The organism is Acaricomes phytoseiuli DSM 14247, assembly GCF_000376245.1.
Classification (GTDB): Bacteria; Actinomycetota; Actinomycetes; order Actinomycetales; family Micrococcaceae; genus Renibacterium; species Renibacterium phytoseiuli.
In genome coordinates this window covers 43,753-62,287 of record NZ_AQXM01000052.1, presented here as the reverse complement: position 1 = coordinate 62,287, position 18,535 = coordinate 43,753, and the positions used below count along the sequence as shown (strand labels likewise).

16 protein-coding genes are annotated in these 18,535 nt (G+C 63.6%); 8 read left to right on the top strand and 8 right to left on the bottom strand.

Annotation, left to right across the window (positions count from 1 at the left end; translation table 11 throughout):
• The first annotated feature begins 186 nt into the window (after positions 1-186).
• Entirely contained in the window at positions 187-1,257 is a 1,071-nt protein-coding gene (locus C501_RS0105025; protein WP_018134544.1) for an alkene reductase, read from the top strand.
• A 106-nt stretch (positions 1,258-1,363) separates the two neighbouring features.
• Here the strand turns inward: C501_RS0105025 and C501_RS0105020 are convergent, their stop codons facing one another.
• Entirely contained in the window at positions 1,364-2,185 is an 822-nt protein-coding gene (locus C501_RS0105020) for a hydroxymethylpyrimidine/phosphomethylpyrimidine kinase (protein WP_018134543.1), read from the bottom strand.
• Between the two features lie 9 nt (positions 2,186-2,194).
• The gene (locus tag C501_RS13945) at positions 2,195-2,500 is read right to left on the bottom strand and encodes a putative acetyltransferase (RefSeq protein ID WP_245532412.1); all 306 of its coding nucleotides are present in this window, start codon (positions 2,498-2,500) and stop codon (positions 2,195-2,197) included.
• A gap of 181 nt (positions 2,501-2,681) precedes the next feature.
• Here C501_RS13945 and fdxA point away from each other — a divergent pair, with 181 nt between their 5' ends.
• The 3 genes from fdxA to C501_RS0105000 all read left to right on the top strand — a co-directional run bounded on the left by fdxA (position 2,682) and on the right by C501_RS0105000 (position 5,635).
• Positions 2,682-3,005, top strand: a complete 324-nt coding sequence (gene fdxA / locus C501_RS0105010) for a ferredoxin (RefSeq protein ID WP_026174630.1) — start codon at positions 2,682-2,684, stop codon at positions 3,003-3,005.
• A 7-nt stretch (positions 3,006-3,012) separates the two neighbouring features.
• On the top strand, positions 3,013-4,185 hold the full coding sequence (gene dapC, locus C501_RS0105005) for a succinyldiaminopimelate transaminase (protein ID WP_018134540.1): 1,173 nt from the start codon (positions 3,013-3,015) through the stop codon (positions 4,183-4,185).
• Positions 4,186-4,351: 166 nt separating this feature from the next.
• Entirely contained in the window at positions 4,352-5,635 is a 1,284-nt protein-coding gene (locus tag C501_RS0105000; RefSeq protein WP_018134539.1) for a citrate synthase, read from the top strand.
• Positions 5,636-5,703: 68 nt separating this feature from the next.
• On the opposite strand, the gene galE is transcribed toward C501_RS0105000, so the two are convergent.
• The gene (galE, locus tag C501_RS0104995; RefSeq protein WP_018134538.1) at positions 5,704-6,717 is read right to left on the bottom strand and encodes a UDP-glucose 4-epimerase GalE; all 1,014 of its coding nucleotides are present in this window, start codon (positions 6,715-6,717) and stop codon (positions 5,704-5,706) included.
• Between the two features lie 74 nt (positions 6,718-6,791).
• Here galE and C501_RS0104990 point away from each other — a divergent pair, with 74 nt between their 5' ends.
• Complete coding sequence (locus C501_RS0104990; protein ID WP_018134537.1) at positions 6,792-7,406, top strand: hypothetical protein; 615 nt, start codon at positions 6,792-6,794, stop codon at positions 7,404-7,406.
• Positions 7,407-7,412: 6 nt separating this feature from the next.
• Here C501_RS0104990 and C501_RS0104985 read toward each other — a convergent pair whose 3' ends face one another.
• On the bottom strand, positions 7,413-8,315 hold the full coding sequence (locus C501_RS0104985) for a hypothetical protein (protein ID WP_018134536.1): 903 nt from the start codon (positions 8,313-8,315) through the stop codon (positions 7,413-7,415).
• Positions 8,305-9,303 (bottom strand): 2,3,4,5-tetrahydropyridine-2,6-dicarboxylate N-succinyltransferase, encoded by a 999-nt coding sequence (gene dapD, locus C501_RS0104980; protein WP_018134535.1) that lies wholly within the window; start codon positions 9,301-9,303, stop codon positions 8,305-8,307. Before dapD ends, C501_RS0104985 begins: the two co-directional genes overlap by 11 nt.
• Positions 9,304-9,376: 73 nt before the next feature.
• Here dapD and dapE point away from each other — a divergent pair, with 73 nt between their 5' ends.
• A complete protein-coding gene (gene dapE / locus C501_RS0104975; protein WP_018134534.1) occupies positions 9,377-10,462 on the top strand; it encodes a succinyl-diaminopimelate desuccinylase in 1,086 nt (361 codons plus the stop codon).
• On the opposite strand, the gene C501_RS0104970 is transcribed toward dapE, so the two are convergent.
• A complete protein-coding gene (locus C501_RS0104970) occupies positions 10,454-11,890 on the bottom strand; it encodes a cryptochrome/photolyase family protein (protein ID WP_018134533.1) in 1,437 nt (478 codons plus the stop codon). The two genes, dapE and C501_RS0104970, sit on opposite strands and share 9 nt — an antisense overlap.
• A gap of 261 nt (positions 11,891-12,151) precedes the next feature.
• Between C501_RS0104970 and C501_RS0104965 the strand changes: the two genes are divergently transcribed.
• Entirely contained in the window at positions 12,152-13,378 is a 1,227-nt protein-coding gene (locus C501_RS0104965) for an SGNH/GDSL hydrolase family protein (RefSeq protein WP_156807637.1), read from the top strand.
• Positions 13,379-13,453: 75 nt separating this feature from the next.
• Here C501_RS0104965 and C501_RS0104960 read toward each other — a convergent pair whose 3' ends face one another.
• Both C501_RS0104960 and C501_RS0104955 read right to left on the bottom strand, forming a co-directional pair.
• A complete protein-coding gene (locus C501_RS0104960) occupies positions 13,454-14,290 on the bottom strand; it encodes a PspA/IM30 family protein (protein WP_018134531.1) in 837 nt (278 codons plus the stop codon).
• A 154-nt stretch (positions 14,291-14,444) separates the two neighbouring features.
• The gene (locus C501_RS0104955) at positions 14,445-16,538 is read right to left on the bottom strand and encodes a TPM domain-containing protein (RefSeq protein ID WP_018134530.1); all 2,094 of its coding nucleotides are present in this window, start codon (positions 16,536-16,538) and stop codon (positions 14,445-14,447) included.
• A 274-nt stretch (positions 16,539-16,812) separates the two neighbouring features.
• On the opposite strand from C501_RS0104955, the gene C501_RS0104950 reads away from it, so the two are divergent.
• Complete coding sequence (locus C501_RS0104950) at positions 16,813-18,513, top strand: trypsin-like peptidase domain-containing protein (protein ID WP_018134529.1); 1,701 nt, start codon at positions 16,813-16,815, stop codon at positions 18,511-18,513.
• Positions 18,514-18,535 lie beyond the last annotated feature (22 nt).

Sequence of the window (18,535 nt, the reverse complement as noted above, 5' to 3'; positions counted from 1 at the left end):
ACAGGGCCGCAGGGCTCGTGCGCGGCTCAGCACGGATCGCTGCTGGTACGCCATGCGCCCGGCTGAATGATTCTGCATGAATACGCATGGAATATTAGCTGCGGTGCTCGGGTTAGCCCCAGTAGCGGAGCCGCGGGCTCTACTGCTGACCATCAGAATATGGAGTGAAAGGTGCGTGGAAGCACTATGGCGACATGGCAGGATCCGATCCAGCTCGGTGAGACGGAATTGAAGAATCGACTGGCGATGGCCCCGATGACCCGCAACCGGGCGACGCGGGAGGGCGTACCCACGACGCTGATGGTCGAGTACTACCGCCAGCGGGCCACCATGGGCCTGCTGATCACGGAAGGGACCCAGCCCTCTGCGGAAGGCCAGGGCTACATGCTGACTCCCGGGATCTACACAGACGCCCAGATCAAGGGTTGGTCCGAGGTCGCAGAAGCAGTGCATCAGGAAGGCAGCGCCCTGGTCATCCAGATCATGCACGCGGGCCGAGTGAGCCACCCGGGTAACACGCTTGGTGAGACGATTCCGGTGGCCCCTTCCGCGGTGGACCCCGGTATGACGATGTACACCACAAGCGGAAAGTTCGACATCCCGACTCCACGCGCGCTCGCCCTTCAGGAGCTGCCCTCCGTGATCGATGAGTTCCGTCAGGCTGCGCGAGCCGCCATTGAAGCCGGCGCCGATGGTGTAGAGCTGCACTCAGCGAACGGGTATCTACTGCATCAATTCCTGTCCATCAACACCAATCAGCGCGAAGACGGCTACGGCGGTGACGTCCAGGGCCGAGCCAGGTTCGTTCTCGAAGTAGCCCGGGCTGTGGTCGAGGAGATCGGGGCGGATCGAGTAGGCATCCGGCTCTCGCCCAATAACGGGGCGGGAAACACCGAAGAAGGCCCGGACTACGGCAAGACCTACCAGTACCTGGTCAAAGAGCTGAACGATCTGGGGCTGGCCTATCTGCACCTGATGCACATCGGAGATGACGAGCTGCTGCACTGGATCCGGCAGAACTGGTCTCGCGTGCTGATCGTCAATCGCCCGGGAACGCAGGCCGATGCCATCGGCACCCTGATCTCCGAGGGCCTGGCCGATATGGAATCGGTGGGGCAGCAGGTTCTGGCGAATCCGGATTTCATCTTCCGGTTGCGCAGCGGCCTGGACTTCAACGAAGCGGATCCGGCGACGTTCTACGGCGGCGCTGAAACCGGTTACACGGACTATCCCGTGGCTGAGCCGGCAGCTTCATAGGCCTCGAGCCAGACAGCACAGATCAATAGCGGAGCGCGCAGACCCATACGGGTTTGCGCGCTCCGCTATTGATCCTCTAAATACTCTGCTCGCGAAGCGTCTGCCGCTAGCGTGATCCTTGCCAGACCGCATCGAAAGGCGCTTTTGAACCGACCCTGGCACGGATCGCGGTGGTGACGAAAGCCTTGGCGGTGCGGGCTGCGTCAAGTGGTTTCGCTCCCTTAGCCAGTTCTGCGGCGATCGCCGCAGCCAGTGAGCAGCCGGCCCCGGATACGGCGACGTCGCCGACTTTGGGTGTCTTGAGCATTTCGAGCGTATGTCCGTCGTAAAAGACGTCCACAGCATCCGGGCCGTCGAGCCGAACTCCGCCCTTAGCGAGTACCACCGCGCCGCAGGAATCGTGGATCCGCTGCGCGGCTTCAGCCAGTTGGTCCGTCGTGCTGATCTCCGCCATGCCGGAGAGGGAGAGTGATTCGAAGTGATTCGGGGTGACGAAGGTGGCCAGCGGCAGGATCTGCTCTTTCAAGGCCAGATCAGTATCCAGCGCGGCTCCCGGCTCCTGGCCTTTGCAGATCAGCACCGGATCCAGCACGACCTGCTTCCAGGGCCGGTTTCCCAGGGCTGTGGCGACGGTCTCGATGGTCTGTGGAGTGCCCAGCATGCCGATCTTGACGGTATCGAGCTGGTCCGGCTGGTACGCGGCGGTAATCGCCTCCAACTGATCCGCGATCACCTGCGGTTCCACGGGCACGAAGCGGTGATTCCAGGATTTCTTCGGATCGAAAGAGACGATGCAGGTCAGCGCAGCGATGCCGAAGACGCCGAGCTCCTGGAACGTTTTGAGGTCCGCCTGGGCTCCTGCGCCGCCGGTCGCCTCTGATCCGGCGATGGTCAACGCGATGGCGGGGGAGTTCTTTACCGAGGTCATGACCCCATTCTAGGGCCGTTGCCTGGGGTGTTTCGAAGCCGGAGGCACCCTGCGGGCTGCCACCACGGTGCTGATCGGAATCGTCACCGCTCCGTTGCGGGTGCGCACCACGATCCGTTCGCCGTCCTGAGCGGAGACTTCGCCCAAGGCGTCGCTGAAAGCCGCTTGCGGATCGTCGATCCGGTAACGCACGCTGACCCGTTCCCCCGGGATCAAGGAGCCCACTAGCTGCCGGAGTCCGGGCGTCGCCCAGGGCGGCAGGTTCTTCGGGTTCTCCTGTGGTTCCTCCGGGGGGCTCGGATCCGCTGCACGCACGATTTCATCGTACGATGCCAGCCGGGTTCCGGCAGCGGGCGCAGTTACGAATCTCACCTTCATCACGGGCCATGTCCGATGTGCTTGCAAGGAGTCTCTGAGGGATAATGGACGAGGCTGTGGGTGGGAGCAGAGGCTCTCAACGAGCAGTGGACGCCGCAGGAATCCGGAGGTTTGGCACGTGACGTACGTTATCGCACAGCCGTGCGTGGATGTGAAAGACAAAGCATGCATTGAGGAATGCCCGGTCGATTGCATCTATGAAGGCGAACGCTCCCTCTACATCCACCCGGATGAATGCGTCGACTGCGGTGCCTGCGAGCCGGTCTGCCCGGTGGAAGCCATCTACTACGAAGACGATGTCCCGGAAGAATGGGCCGAGTACTACAAAGCTAATGTCGAGTTCTTCAACGAGCTGGGTTCTCCCGGAGGCGCTGCGAAAATCGGCAACACCGGTATGGACCACCCCATCATCTCGGTCCTGCCGCCGCAGAACCAGGAGTGAGGTCATCGTGACAGGCGGCCAGGCGGAGACTTCGGGCCCCGGGGCACAGCGAGGTTTCGGCCTGGAACTGCCCGATTATCCCTGGGACACACTGATCCCTTACCGGCGGATCGCTGAAGCCCATCCCGATGGCGCGGTTGATCTTTCCGTGGGAACCCCGGTGGACCCCACCCCGGCGGTAGTCCGCCAGGCCCTTGCCGATGCTGCCGACGGACACGGCTACCCGACAACGCACGGTGGTGAAGCTCTGCGCCAAGCCATCGCGGACTGGTACAGCCGGCGCCGCGCGGTACCCGGCCTCGATCCCGGAGCCGTGCTGCCCACCGTGGGCTCCAAAGAGCTCATCGCCTGGCTGCCCGTACTGCTCGGCCTGGGGCCGGGGGATATCGTAGTCCGCCCGGAGATCGCTTACCCCACCTATGACATCGGCGCGCGTCTGGCCGGGGCGCAGGTCGTGGCCACAGACGAGCCCTGGGAGCTCGAACCGCAGATCCGCAACCGGATCCGCCTGATCTGGATCAACTCGCCGGGCAACCCCACCGGAGCGGTGCAGGATATTCCGGTGCTGCAGCAGTTCGTCGCGGAAGCCAGAGCCCTGGGTGCGGTCCTGGCATCCGATGAATGCTATGCCGAGTTGGGCTGGGGCGCATGGGACGAAGCCCGGGGCGGCACTCAGGTGCCTTCCCTGCTCCATCCCCGCGTCGCCGGGGGCAGCCATGAGGGCCTGCTGGCGGTCTATTCGCTGTCGAAGCAATCCAATATGGCCGGCTACCGGGCCGCTTTCAGCGCGGGTGACCCCCGGCTGATAGCCAATCTGCTCAATACTCGGAAGCACGCCGGAATGATGGTCCCGGGCCCGGTGCAACGCGCGATGAGCGCAGCGCTTGGCGACGACGCTCACGTCCAGGAGCAGAAAGACCTGTACCGGGGCCGCCGGGAACGGCTGAGAGGCGCCCTGGAAGCCTTCGGTTTGCGCATCGAGCATTCAGAAGCCGGGTTGTATCTGTGGGGCACCGCGGAAGAGGACGCCTGGCGCACAATAGGCCGGCTCGCGGAGCTGGGGCTGATAGCAGGGCCCGGATCTTTCTACGGATCTGCCGGCGATCAGTTCGTGCGGATCGCGCTGACCTGCTCCGATGCGGGCATCGACGCCGCGGTGCACCGGCTTCGCGGCGAATAGCCGGTGGATCCCCGGCGAATAACGGTCGGATAACGGCAGCCACCCGGATTGGTGCTCGCGGGTTACTGGCGGTAGGTTCGTAGCTGCAAGCAGATTGTCGTGGCAAAACCGTGTGTAGCCGGAACCAGGACCATAGCTGAAAGCCGAGTAGGTAAAGGGGTGTTCCATGACTGACACGACCAGTGCATCGCTGCACTATGAAGACGGCGAGCTCGAGCTGCCGCGGATCGAAGCCGTCGAGGGGAACGACGGCTACGACGTCTCGCAGCTGCTCAAGCGCACCGGGGCGGTGACGTACGACCCGGGCTTCATGAACACCGCGGCCACCAGCTCGGCCATCACCTACATCGACGGCGATCAGGGGATTCTGCGGTACCGGGGCTACCCGATCGAGGAGCTGGCCCAGAACTCCAGCTTCCTCGAGGTCTCCTACCTGCTGATCTACGGAAACCTTCCTTCGGCCAGCGAGCTCGAGGCCTTCGATCAGCGGATCCGCCGGCACACCCTGCTGCATGAAGATCTCAAGGGGTTCTTCGGCGGATTCCCGCGCGATGCGCACCCCATGCCGGTGCTTTCCTCCGCGGTCTCCGCGCTCTCGACGTTCTACCAGGACTCGCTCGACCCCTTCGACGATGATCAAGTGGAGCTCTCCACGATCAGGCTCATGGCGAAACTGCCCGTGATCGCCGCGTATGCGCATAAGAAGTCCATGGGACAGCCGATGCTCTACCCGGATAACTCGATGAACCTGGTGGAGAACTTCCTGCGGCTCAGCTTCGGCCTGCCGGCTGAGCCTTATGAGATGGACCCGGTGATGGTCAAGGCGCTCGATCTGCTGCTCATCCTGCACGCCGACCACGAGCAGAACTGCTCCACTTCCACGGTGCGGCTCGTCGGCAGTGCTGATGCCAATATGTTCGCCTCGATCTCCGCCGGCATCAACGCGCTCTTCGGCCCCGCGCACGGCGGCGCCAATGAGGCGGTCCTGAAGATGCTCCGGCAGATCCGGGACTCGGGCGAATCCGTGGAGACCTTCATCGAACAGGTCAAGAACAAAGAATCCGGGATCAAGCTCATGGGCTTCGGCCACCGGGTCTACAAGAACTACGATCCCCGGGCCAAGATCGTCAAGGCCACCGCGGATGACATCCTGGCCCGGCTCGGCGTCCAGGACGAACTGTTCGACATCGCCATGAAGCTTGAGCAGGCAGCGCTGACCGATGATTACTTCATCGAGCGCAAGCTCTACCCGAACGTGGACTTCTACACCGGTGTCATCTACAAGGCGATGGGCTTCCCGGAGAAGATGTTCACAGTGCTCTTCGCCCTCGGCAGGCTGCCGGGCTGGATTGCCCAGTGGCGCGAGATGATCAGGGATCCGGCCACGAAGATCGGCCGCCCCCGGCAGCTCTACACGGGAGAAGCCGAGCGCGCATATCCCTCCCGCTGATTTTTGATGCGCGCCGTGACTTTTGAGGCCGTTCGATAGGCCTCAAAAGTCACGGCGCGCATCATTTTTCAGGCCTGGTAACCCTGCGGGTTCTCCCGCTGCCAGCGCCAGTGATCCTCGCACATCTCATCGAGGGTTTTACTCGTGGACCAGCCTAGATCCGCCAGCGCGGAAGAAGCATCGGCCCAGAACGCCGGCAGATCGCCGGGGCGGCGAGCAGTGATCTCGTAGGGCAGAGCGCGGCCCACGGCTTTTTCGAAGGAGTTCAGCACTTCGAGAACTGAGCTGCCCAGCCCGGAGCCCAGATTCCAGCGATGCACGCCATCGTGATCCACCAAGTACTGCATAGCCGCCAGATGCCCTTCGGCCAGATCCATGACATGGATGTAATCGCGCTGCGCGGTGCCATCCGCAGTGGCGTAGTCGCCCCCGAAGACCATGAGCTTCTCTCGCCGGCCGACGGCCACCTGTGCGATAAAAGGAACCAGGTTATTCGGGATGCCGAGCGGGTCTTCCCCGATCCGGCCGGAGGGGTGCGCACCCACCGGGTTGAAGTACCGGAGCAGGGCGATGCGCCAGCGCGCGTCGGCTGCTCCTAGATCGGTGAGGATGTCTTCGATCTGCTCTTTGGTCCGGCCGTAGGGGTTGTTCGCGCCGATCTCCATCTTCTCCACATAAGGGTATGGATTGTGCTCGCCGTAGACCGTGGCTGAAGAGGAGAAGACGATGCTGCGCACCTCATGGCGGTCCATCACACGCAGCAGGTTGATCGTTCCCGAGACGTTGTTGTGGTAGTAATTGAGCGGTTCCGTCACGGACTCGCCGACTGCTTTGAGCCCCGCGAAATGGATCACCGCGTCGAAGGAGCCCTCGGCGAAGATCGCATCCAGTGCTGTTTCGTCCAGCAGGTCCGCTTGCCGGAACTGCACGGGGGCGCCGGTGAGCTCTTCGACCCGGCGCAGGGATTCGGCGGATGAATTCGCCAGATTATCCAGGGCGGTGACTTGATGACCGGCCTCCAGCAAGGTCAGGACGGTATGCGAGCCGATATAGCCGGCTCCGCCGGTCACGAGAACGTTCATGGGTTCCACTCTAGACGGTGCTTCAGGCCCTCGCGGCAGCTGACGCGGCGAGTAACTAGGATTAGGCTGTGGGCATGTCGCATCACACTGGCGGCCCCGGCTGGCGGATCAGGATGGATACTTCGGGCCCACTGCTCATCGCGCTTTACCTACGTGATCTGTGCGCGCTGTCCGGTGCCGGCAGACCGGAGATCTCGGAGCTGCAACCCCGCATACGCCCGGTGGAAACCCGTCAGCTGATCGACCCGGTAGGCGGGGATCAGCTGCTCCGGTTCGAATGGGAGCAGTGGTGGTCTCAGCTGCTCGGCGTCTTCCCGGGTGGACCTCCGGAACTCACGCCTCCGGATTTCCCCGGTTTCGCCGGGAACCCGGCCCTGCAGCGGATCCTGCAGGCGCATTTCGGAACCGCTCTGGTCTGGACGCGGGAGCGGATCGCCGACTATCAGATCATTGCGGCTCGGCGCGAGACCATGGGAGATACCGCGTTGCTGAGTCGCTTGGTTCAGGACCGGGAGCTGGAGCTGGGCCGGCACGCCAGAGAGTTCACGCTGACCATGGTGGAGCTGCCGCTGGCCGAGCCGCGGGCCTGGTTCCTGGAACCGGACCGGATACTGCTGAGTCAGGAGCTCTTAGAGGACTCCGAGATGTTCCGAAGCTTCGTCCAGCCGGTGGTGGAGATGCTGGTTTAGCCCGGTCTAAGTCCGTTGCACAGTGATCAAGACTTCACTCACGGGCTGCTCGCCGGCCCCGGTCGCCTGCCAGCCCGGATCTGTGGAGCCCTGGCGCTGCCAGCGCGAGCCGTTATAAGAGATCTCCGTGATCTGCAGGTCATTGGCATTCGCGACAGCCCACTGCGCGAGCTGCCAGCCCGCGGTCTCGGAAGCTGCCGTGAGCCGGACCGTGCCGGGGGCCGTGCTCTGTGCCGGTGCATCGCCGAAGCCGCTCTGTAGAGCCTGGATGACAAGAGCCGGGTCTCCGGGCTCCTGAGGCTGCGGCAGTACGCAGCTCAGTGCCGCAGGCGAGTAGCCGGTGAGTGCGGAGCTGAAGGCCCGGGCCATGGATTCGTGTTGCCCGTAGGCCAGTGGATAGGCAGAGCGCTGCACGGCCTGCCCGGCTTCCGTGATCGCCATATCCTGATATCCGGGCAGCGCGGCGAGATGGTCGAAGAAAGCGTTGATCGCGAAGACCGGGTCCATGAGCTGCTCCGGCGAGCCCCAGCCCTGCGAGGGGCGCTGCTGGAACATGCCCACCGAATCTCGATCCCCGTAGGAGATATTGCGCAGTTTAGATTCCTGCATCGCCACGGCGATACCGATGGTCACCGCTCGCGGAGGCATGCTGCGCCGTTGCGCTATGGCAGCGATCAGCGCCGCATTACCGGCCTGATCCGGGGCGAGTTCGTAATCGGTTCCGTTTAGCGGAGCGGAACACGCGGTGCTCAGCCCGGTGAAGGCAGAGCTGAGCGTATTCCACGCCGTTAGTCCACCAGCGACCAAGCCCATGACGAGCAGCGCGGAGAGCAGCCAGGTCGCGGTTCTGCGCCTTCTGCGTTTCCGGAACCGCTTCGGCTCCGGCGGGGGCCAGGTGTCACTGTGCATGCAGGGCTGAATTCAGTTCCACAGTGCGTTCATCTCGGGTGAGGGCCTCCACCTTGCCCGTAGTCGAGTTGCGACGGAAAAGCAGCTGGGGCTGGCCGGAGAGCTCACTGGCTTTGACGATCTGCACCGTGTCTTCACCATCTGCGTTCTTCGGCCCGGAAACCTGGACTCTCGTCCCGCTGGTCACGTAGAGACCTGCCTCGACTACTGAATCGTCGCCCAGGGAGATACCGACGCCGGAGTTCGCGCCGAGCAGCACCCGCTCGCCGATGGTGATCCGTTCTTTGCCTCCGCCGGAGAGCGTGCCCATGATGGATGCGCCGCCGCCGATATCGGAGCCGTCGCTGACGACGACGCCCGCCGAGATCCGGCCTTCGACCATCGACGTACCGAGTGTTCCGGCATTGAAATTCACGAAACCCTCGTGCATCACGGTGGTACCCTGGGCCAGATGGGCACCCAGCCGCACCCGATCGGCATCGGCGATCCTCACGCCGGAAGGCAGGACGTAGTTCACCATCCTCGGGAATTTGTCCACGCTGTAGACCGTCACGGGGCCGCGGCTGCGCAACCGGAGCCGCGTCGTTTCGAAGTCTTCGGGCAGGCAGGGGCCGTGGTTGGTCCACACGACGTTCGGCAGGACTGCGAAAATCCCCGTCAGATTGACGGTGTTTGGCTGCACCAGACGGTGCGAGAGGAGATGCAGCCGCAGATAGGCGTCCGCAGTGTCGGCGGGATCGGCCTCGAGGTCGATTTGCACGAAGACCACCTGCTGCTGGACCCCGCGGTCCGGATCCGTGCCGGCCTCCGCCAAGGCGGCCAGCTCCGGTGCAGCTTCCGTCGCCTCTCCGACCTCCCCGAGGGACTGCGTGCCGAGCCCCAGTGCGGGGGCAGGGAACCAGACATCGAGAACAGTGCCGGAATCTGCGACCGTGGCGAGGCCGAAACCGTGCGCGGACTGGCTTGCGGGGGTTGTTGGGCTGGTCATGCTTAATATTTTCGCGCAAGCCCCGCAGTCGCACAAAACTCTTCCGATGCCGGTAAGTCGGTAACCTGGAGGCATGCCGCTTGATCTGAGCTCTGATGCCGCCTCGCTCACCGCTGCTCTCATTGATATCGAAAGTGTCTCCGGAGGTGAGGAACGGATCGCCGATGAGATCGAGAACGCTCTCCGCGCACTGCCCTGGCTCAGTGTGCTCCGTGACGGTGATGCGATCCTGGCTCGCACTGAATTCGGCCTGCCGGATCGGATTCTGCTGGCCGGTCATATCGATACCGTGCCCTTGCCCGCGACGCCGGGCGCTCGAGGTACGGTGCCTGCCCAGTGGAGCGGAACACCGGGCCAGAGCGTGCTCTACGGCAGGGGAGCGGTCGATATGAAAGGCGGTGTCGCGGTGCAGCTGGCGCTCGCCGCCCAGGCTGACTCCGCGAGCAAGGACCTCACCTTCGTCTTCTACGATCATGAGGAAGTTGAAGCCGTCAAAAGCGGTCTGGGCAGGCTGGCCCGCCACCATCGGCAGCTGCTCGAGGCGGATTTTGGCATTCTGCTCGAACCCAGCAACGGCCTCGTGGAAGGCGGCTGTAATGGCACGATGCGCTTCGAGGCGCGGATCAAGGGCGTGGCGGCGCATTCGGCACGCGCCTGGCGAGGCCGTAACGCGATCCACGACACTGCCGAGCTTCTGGTGCGCCTGCGCGACTACCAGCCCGCTACCGTGCGGGTCGATGGCCTGGACTATCGGGAAGGGCTCAACGCGGTGAGGATCCGGGGCGGTGTCGCAGGCAATGTGATACCAGATGAGACGGTCGTGGAGATCAATTACCGCTTCGCTCCGGATAAGAACCTGGAACAGGCCGAGGCCGTGGTGCGAGAGGCGCTGACGGGTTTCGAGCTGCAGCGGACCGATGCGGCACCAGGTGCCCGGCCGGGATTGGATCAGCCGGTCGCGGCGGCTTTCCTCACCGCTGTCGGCGGTGTTCCGCAGCCCAAGTACGGCTGGACCGATGTCGCCCGACTCGCCGAGTTGGGTATTCCAGCGGTGAACTTCGGCCCCGGAGACCCGTTGCTGGCGCATAGCGACGATGAGCATGTCAATGCGGAGCAGATCGGCGACTGCGCCGAGGTGCTGCGGCGCTGGTTACTCTGAGCCCTGCCCGTCCTGCTTGAGCCGGGCATGGCGCTCCAGCGCTTCAGCGCGGGAGGCTTTCAGATCGATCAGGGGCTCAGGATAATCGGCCTTCGCGCCGCTTTTCCAGGGCTCATGAATCTGCTTGTTGCTGAGTTCTGCCAGTTCCGGCAGATAACGGCGCAGGTACCTGCCGTCCCGATCGAATTTCTTCGACTGGGTCACCGGGTTGAAGATCCGGAAATACGGGGAGGCATCCGCCCCGGATCCGGCGACCCACTGCCAGTTCGCCGGATTATTCGCAGCATCGGCGTCCACCAGGGTGTCCCAGAACCAGCGCTCTCCTTCCCGCCAGTCGATCAGCAGGTTCTTGGCCAGGAAGCTCGCCGCGGCCATCCGCACCCGGTTATGCATCCAGCCGGTGCGCCACAGCTCGCGCATCCCTGCATCGACCAAGGGATAGCCGGTGGCACCGCGCTGCCAGGCGCGTAATTCCGGCCCCGGCCGGCCCTCTGGTCCACGGGCTTCGGCCCATTCGAAACGGTCGAATTCACGGCGGTAATTCTCTGTCGCGAGATCCGGATGGTGATACAGCAGATGCCAGCAGAATTCCCGCCAGCACAGCTCGGCGCGGAAACGCTGTTCATCCGCCGAGCTGAGGTCATGACGCCCGCCGAGTGCTTGCCAGATCTGGAACGGGCTCAGCTCACCGAAGCGCAGATGCGGGCTCAGCATGCTGGTGGCGGGCAGCGCCGGGTAATCCCGGCCCTCGGCATATCCTTCATCGGAGAGGAAGTCCCGTAGCGCGTGCTTTGCGCCGACTTCGCCGGGCGTCCAGGTCTCGGCGAGCCCGGTGGACCAGTCCGGGCGCTGAGGCAGTAAGCCCCAGTTATCGAGCTCCTCGGCCTGCAGCCCCTTCGTCTGAGCAGCTTTCAACGGGGTCAGTTCATCGGGTTCTGGAAGCGCCTGACGTGGGTCGGTGCTTTCCTGGCAGGCGCGCCAGAATGGCGTGAAAACCTTGTAGTGTTCATCCGCGCCGGTGCGGATGGTCCACGGTTCGAAGAGCAGATTGGCGGCGAAGCTCTCGGCGTGGACTCCGGTTTCCCGGAGGGAGCGCTTGAGCCCGCTATCCACGGCACGCTCCGGGCCGCCGTAGCGTCGATTCCAGACCACGGTGTCCACGCCGAGCTCGGCCGCGAGTTCCGGGATGACCTGCTCCGCCGGACCGCTGCGCAGCAGCAGCGGCAGTCCGCGTTCCACGAGGCTTTTGCCGAATGCGGTGAGCGAATGGTGCAGCCACCAGCGGGTCGCCCCGCCGAGAGGCCGGAACCCCGCAGACTCTTCGTCGCGAAGGTAGACCACCGCGAGGGCGCCGTGCTGGGCGGCATAGTGCAATGCCGGGTTATCCGCTAAGCGGAGGTCATCGCGAAGCCAGACCAGAGTTGCCATGTTCTGAAACTACCCTGGCAGAGCTGGTGATTTCACGGGGCGCAGGGGGTGTTCTCGAAGTATCAGTTCTGGAGAAACCTGGAGCATCCTGAAGAAAAAAGAATCCGAATATGCAAGATCTGTTTACCTGAATCTCATGCACCTGTAGATTCACGTTTGTCGATTGCAGATCGGATAGGACCGCTAGGCGGAACCATCCCCTGTGCATCGATGCCGGACTGGCCGCAAAGACGCGGCCTACCGAGAAAGGTATGACTGAACGTGAAGAAGCGTGTTTTCCGGAGCGCCTTAGTGGCTTTGATAGCGATCATGGTCGTGGGTTTGATCACCCCGGGCGCAGCCCAGGCGATCCAGCCCGCAAACACTGAAACTCCGGCAGCCCCGCCATCCGGCCAGGGCATTGCGGTGAGTCTGGGAGATTCTTATATTTCGGGGGAGGCCGGCCGATGGGCGGGTAACTCTTCCTCTACCGCGCAGGTCGACGCTCTTGGCCGGAGCGCTTACTGGGATGCAGGCAACAGAGAGAGTACCCCGCGCTGCCACCGAGCCTCCTCTGCGGAAATCTTCTACGCGGGCCCGGGGAGCGCGGTCAACCTCGCCTGCTCCGGATCCCGCGTGAACACCCGTACCGACTCGAGCGGTAACTTCAAGCCCGGTCTGGATTTCTACAATGACGGCAGGGGTAATATCGGCCAGGTTTTGGCGCTTCAGGAGCTCGCCGGCCAGCGGCGCGTGAACACGATCGCCGTGCAGATCGGCGGTAATGACTTCAACTTCGGCAGCATCGTCTCCAACTGCGTGACGAAGTTCCTCACCTCCTCTTCCTGGGCTCCGCGATACTGCAAGGACGATCCCTCGGTGCAGGGCAATTTCACCCGTGCCAATATCAGCTCGGTGACCGAAGGCATCGCGACGGGGCTGCGGAATATCCGCACCGCGATGACCAATGCCGGCTATGCCAGCGGCGACTACCGGATCATCGTGCAGAACTACCCGCAGCCGCTTCCGACGAGCGATCGGATGGCTTACGGTCAGTTCGGGTATTCGCGTCAGTCCACGTACGGATGCGGTTTCTGGAACGCTGATCTGGACTGGGCCGCGAAGAGCGCGCTTCCGCAGATCAATAACGCCGTGCGCAACGGTTATCAGGCCGCTGGACTGACGAACGCCAGCTTCCTCGATATCTCTGGGCTCTTCGCCGGTAAGGAACTCTGCGCTCAGGGCACGAAGAAGCTCAACGACACCTCCTTGGCCTCCTGGAGAAGCCCGGGTGCCTCTGATGTGAGCGAGTGGATCAGCGAGATCCGCACGGTGAGCACCGCTTACAGCGAGTACTACATTCAGGAATCCCTGCATCCGAACTACTGGGGCCAGCTCGCGCTGCGCGGCTGCCTCCGGCAGGCAGCCGGAACGGCTTCCGATAGCCGCTGCCTTCCCGCGGGGAACGGGCTGACTCCGGCGGGTGAACCGAGGGTTCGGCTGGGCTGAATTTCTACGTGATCAGTAAAGAAGTGAGGGGCTCCAGGATTCCTGGAGCCCCTCACTTCTGCATCTACCTCAGGTTTAGAGGTTCTTGAAATCGTTCTCGTTGACCCGAGGGGTGGCTTCAGCCTTTGCCTCGGTGCCCTGAGCGGCCGGGTCCACTGCCGGAGCGTCCTGCTTGGCGCTGATCGCCGGGTTGCTGCCTGAGCCCCCGGCCTTCAGAGCTGCTAGGCGCGCTTCCACCTCGGTCTGCTCGCCAAGATCCTCCAGGGAGTTGAACTGGGCGTCGAGGCTTGAGGCCGCGAGCTCCTGCTGCCCCCGGACCTTGGCTTCTTCGCGGCGGATCTTCTCCTCGAAACGGCCGACTTCGCTCGTGGGGTCCATGATGTCGATGCTGCGGATCGCATCGTGGACCTGGCTCTGCGCTTGGGCGGTCTTTGATCTGGCGACCAGCTCATTACGCTTGCTGGTCAGCTCGCTGAGCTTGCCCTTCAGCTGGTTCAGCCCGGTCTTGAGCTGTTCGACGACTGCTTCCTGGGACTGGATATTCGGCTCCGCAGCCTTGGCCTGGCCCTCCGCGGTGATCTGACGCTGCAGGGCGACTTTGGCCAGGTCATCGAATTTCTGCGCATCTGCGGCATTATTGCTGGCCCGGAATTCATCGGCCTTACGGCTGGCGGCGAGGGCTTTGCGCCCCCAATCCTGCGCGGTGCGGATGTCCTCGTTGTAATCGTCCTGGAGCATCCGCAGATTGCCGATGGTCTGGGCCACGGCGGTCTCGGCCTCGGCGATGTTATTGGTGTAGTCGCGGACCATCTGGTCCAGCATCTTCTGAGGGTCCTCGGCCTGGTCTAGCAGCGCGTTGATATTGGCTTTCGCCAATTGAGCGACGCGACCGAAAATGGACTGCTTTGCCATGTTTATTGCCTTTCAGCTGTGCTTGCCGGTTTCTGCGGCGCTTGCGGCACCGGATTCTTCTTTCCCTGACCTAAAGCCTGCCAAAATATTCTGGCTAATGACAGCGTGTTCTGCCGATGATCTGATCATGACGTTACGCCTGCGATGGCCAGGCCTAAAAATTTCCTACGTCACCGCCCCAGCCGCCGGCGTCACCGCCGAAGCCGCCGGAGTTACCCGAACCCCAGCCGCCGAAGCCGCCGCCGCCCCAGGTATCGGACCGATGGCCGCCGCCGGAGATCATGCCGCCCAGGATGCCACCCAGGATCGCTCCACCCAGCCCGCCGCCGAAGCTGGCGCCCGCACCTGAACGGCCGTAGCCGCCCATACCGTAGCTGCCCATAGTGGAGCCGACGTAGCCGAAGCCCTGAATATCAGACTGCGCGAGTCCTTCTGCCTGCTGGGCTAGTGCAATAGCCTGATTCGCATAGGCTAAGGCGCTGACCGGATCACTGCTCTGAATGGACAGAGCGTAGTCCAGGTTCCGCTCCGCCTCCGCCAGCCTGGTCCGGGCCTGGGCACCGACACCGCCGCGGCGCGCCGCGATATAGTCCTGGCTCGCGGAGATCTGCCCCTGCGCGCTCACAAGCGCTTGCTGCAGGGCGGCCTGGGCCCGCTGGGCCTGCTGCTGCTGATCCCGGATGGTATTGAGTGCGGTATCCAGGTCGTTATGCGCTGATTCCACCTGGTTCAGCACAGCCGCCGGATCGTAGTTGGCGCTCTGGGTCTGCTGCCGTGCTTGCTGCAAGGATGCTTCTGCCGCGGCTACCGGGCCGAGTGCGGGGTGGCCAGGGCTGGAGGAGACCAGCGCCTTGGCCTGCACCAGATCGCCTTCGGCGCTGGAGAGCGCGCCGGGCAGCGCAGCCTCGGCTTTGCGGAGCTCATCGGCCAACCGGCTCACAGCGTCTTCGAGAAGATTCGCCTGGTGCAAGGATTCCTCGGCCGCGCGAACCGCAACCGCAGCTCCGGAAGGGTCCTGTGCTTGCAGTTTGCTCTGCGCGGTCGCCGTTGCTGTGTCGACGAACTCGAGCCGCTGTGTGGCCTGTTCGACGTTGTCCTGAACGGAGAGGAACGCGGATTCTGCATAGCGTCCCCGCAGCTGAGTGAGCGCCTCCTGAGCGACGGCCAGTTTCCGCTGGGCTTCCCGAGCCCCGGCCGCCACCCGTTCCAGTGCCTGCGGGGCCTGTGATTCCAGCTCCCGAAGCGCATCGAAGCTCTGTTTCTGCTCGGCGAGAACCTGATTCGCTGATTCAGTGCGCTGGATGATCTCGCTGTACCAGGAACGCTGCTGCTCCATGGTGTCCGGGATGTCGTCGTCGAGCTGCTGCTGCAGGGCGAAGGACGCATTGAGGTGCTCTTTGGCTTTGGTGAGCGCTTCCCGGAACGGCTTGACCGATTCGTCGCCGTACGCAGCCTGGGCGAAGCCGATTTCCTGCTCACTGGATCGGATTGCGTCATCGGCGGCGATCAGCAGCGCACCGGCCCGGGTCCGTAATTCATCGATGCTGGTACCGGCGAGGGCATCGAGTTGCTCACCGCCGGGGCCGATGCCAGAGGCGCTATCGAGTTCGGCCTGCTGGCGGCGCCTGCGGCGCACGACGACGAAAGCTACGATGGCTCCGGCCACTAAAAGCACGAAGAGGAGTGTTCCCACGATTCCCCCTGTCGGGTTCGGTACGGTTCCGCTGCCGCCCCCGGCGGCATCGCCGAGGGCGGCAGCGGTATCGATAGCTGTCTGACTCCAGTTGTCCTGGCTCAGCTGCGAGTCCGCCGCCGCCCGGATATTCGCCTGCTGGGACTGCGATAACTGGGAGCGCTCCGCGACGATAAGGGCGCGCCTGCGGTCTTCGGTGGCGACGGCGAGGAGCACTTCACTGGCACCGGCCTGCTTGTTCTCCATCGCCGTCCGCCCCCAGCTCACCGGATCCTCGCCGCTGAAGGAGTCGACGAACACCACGTAAAGAGTCTGGCCGGTGTCTCTGCGTAGCGAGTCAATGGCGTTCTGCACCTCGCCGCGGCTGTTGCCCAGAACTCCGGCGTTATCGACGATCTGCTGGCCCACCGGAATATCCACGGGGGCTTCGGCCGGCAGGGCATAGGCGTCGGCGGAGAGCGTCGTGACGGGGAGGAAGAGCAGTATGAGCGCTGCCAGGAAGGCGCCGGAGGCCCGTTTCAGCAGCGTGCCGAGAGCCGGGGTCGATGACCGCATCCGCGTTCCTTCTCTACAGGCAAGCGCGGTGCCGCGCATGCGATGGTGTCCGCAACTCGGCTTAATGTATGCGCGTCACGGCGTTTATTCCATATTATTTGGATGGAACATAGCCGTCTATGTGAGTGCTACGCCTCTGGCGAAAATGAACCGGTGGGGGATGGAGGGAACGTGTTTTCATCTTTCTCACAGGTTTCGTCCAGTGAACATTCGAGATTGACATATATGTGCCGTGCATAGTTGAGGGCGTAGCGACCAGAATCGGAGGAAGACGATGTCAGATCAGTCCTTAGGATCGCCAGATGAGCCGCGTGAGCCATCTCAGCGTCAGGACCCCAGCCAGCATTCCACTGGTGTAGGTGATACCGCTGACTTGGGTCAGCATGCGGCGCAGAGTCAGCAGGCACCTGGTCCGCGGATTCCCCAGCAGCCCGTAGCGCCGCCCACGACTCCTTCGAGCTGGAATGATGCCGTAGCTGGTGTCGGCGCGCCCGCTGGTGGCCAGAATCCCCCCGCTGCTCCCATTACTGCATCGACACAGAGCCTGCCGGCTCAGGGGGCACCTGCTCAGGGCTATCCGGGCCAAGAATACGCCGGTCAGGGCTACGCCGGGCAGACCAGCCAGGGCAGGCACGCGGGTGCCGCTTTCGGAGTGCCTTTCGGCGTGGCGGAGCACCCGGGGGGCAGCTTCAACGGGCAGGAGCAAGGCGCTCATCCGGTGAAGAAGCAGAGCGCTAAGCGATTCAGCACTGGCGCACTCGTCGGCAGCGTGGTCATCGCGGCGCTTCTGGCCGGCGCGGTCGCGGCTGGCGGCGTCACCGCATTGAACAATATGGGCGGAGGAACCGTCGCAGGCCAGCAGGCGGCCAACTCCCCGGTGATCGTCAACAACACCGATTCCGTTACCGCGGTCACCGCAGCCGCGCAGAAGGCCTCCCCCTCAGTGGTGACGATCGCCGTTTCGAGTAATAGCGGCTCCGGCAGCGGCTCCGGGATCATCCTGGACGGCAGCGGCAACATTCTCACCAATAACCACGTCGTGAGTCTGGATGGCAAAGTATCCAATGCCAGTATCCAGGTGAGGCTCAATGACGGACGGGTGTACAACGCCAAAGTGGTCGGCTCTGACCCGCTCAATGATCTCGCGGTGATCAAGATCGAAGCGGATAATCTCACTCCGGCAGAGCTCGGCAACTCCTCCCAGCTCAATGTGGGTGATACCGTGATCGCGATCGGCACGCCGCTGCAGCTCTCGCTCAGCAACACGGTCACCGATGGCATCGTCTCTTCCACGAACCGCACGATCTCCGTGGCGTCTTCGGCCGTACCCAAGAGTCAGGGCGACACGGCCCCGGATCAGAACGGGCCCTTCAATTTCGCTCCGCCGGACGGCTCCGCGCCTTCCACCAGCAGCCAGGGCTCGATCAGTATCAACGTGATCCAGACCGATGCTGCGATTAACCCGGGTAACTCGGGCGGTGCGCTCGTCAACACCCAGGGCCAGGTGGTCGGAGTCAATGTGGCCATCGCCGGTACCGGCTCCAGCTCCGGTGAGGGCGGCACGAGCGGCAATATCGGCGTGGGCTTCTCCATTCCGATCAATGTCGCGGAGCGGATCGCGAAGGAACTCATCGACACGGGCAAGGCCAGCCACGGCCAGCTGGGTGTGGCCGCGCAGCCGCAAACTGCCGGCTCCGGCTCGCAGAGCTCCTCCTCTCGCAGCGGCAGCAGCGGCAGCTCCTCGTTCTCCGTCGGCGCGCTGCTGGCCAGTGTCGAAGACGGTTCGCCCGCCCAGTCGGCGGGCCTCAGAGCCGGGGACGTCATCACCAAGGTGGGCGATCAGCAGATCACTGATCCGAATACTCTTACCGCTGCGATCCGAGAACGGCCCGGCGGCTCCACGGTCAAGATCACCTATCTGCGTGATGGCCAGGAGCAGACCACCGATGTAATCCTCGGCACCGCCTCTTCCTGACCCGTTTCTCCGAGCCTGCGAG

Coding starts and splice junctions, on each gene's coding strand:
- C501_RS0104950 (WP_018134529.1), top strand. CDS start 16,813: ATGTCAGATCAGTCCTTAGGATCGCCAGATGAGCCGCGTGAGCCATCT.
- C501_RS0104955 (WP_018134530.1), bottom strand. CDS start 16,538: ATGCGGTCATCGACCCCGGCTCTCGGCACGCTGCTGAAACGGGCCTCC.
- dapE (WP_018134534.1), top strand. CDS start 9,377: ATGCCGCTTGATCTGAGCTCTGATGCCGCCTCGCTCACCGCTGCTCTC.
- galE (WP_018134538.1), bottom strand. CDS start 6,717: ATGAACGTTCTCGTGACCGGCGGAGCCGGCTATATCGGCTCGCATACC.
- C501_RS0105020 (WP_018134543.1), bottom strand. CDS start 2,185: ATGACCTCGGTAAAGAACTCCCCCGCCATCGCGTTGACCATCGCCGGA.
- C501_RS0104960 (WP_018134531.1), bottom strand. CDS start 14,290: ATGGCAAAGCAGTCCATTTTCGGTCGCGTCGCTCAATTGGCGAAAGCC.
- C501_RS0104970 (WP_018134533.1), bottom strand. CDS start 11,890: ATGGCAACTCTGGTCTGGCTTCGCGATGACCTCCGCTTAGCGGATAAC.
- dapD (WP_018134535.1), bottom strand. CDS start 9,303: ATGACCAGCCCAACAACCCCCGCAAGCCAGTCCGCGCACGGTTTCGGC.
- C501_RS0104990 (WP_018134537.1), top strand. CDS start 6,792: ATGTCGCATCACACTGGCGGCCCCGGCTGGCGGATCAGGATGGATACT.
- C501_RS0105000 (WP_018134539.1), top strand. CDS start 4,352: ATGACTGACACGACCAGTGCATCGCTGCACTATGAAGACGGCGAGCTC.
- C501_RS0104985 (WP_018134536.1), bottom strand. CDS start 8,315: ATGCACAGTGACACCTGGCCCCCGCCGGAGCCGAAGCGGTTCCGGAAA.
- C501_RS0105025 (WP_018134544.1), top strand. CDS start 187: ATGGCGACATGGCAGGATCCGATCCAGCTCGGTGAGACGGAATTGAAG.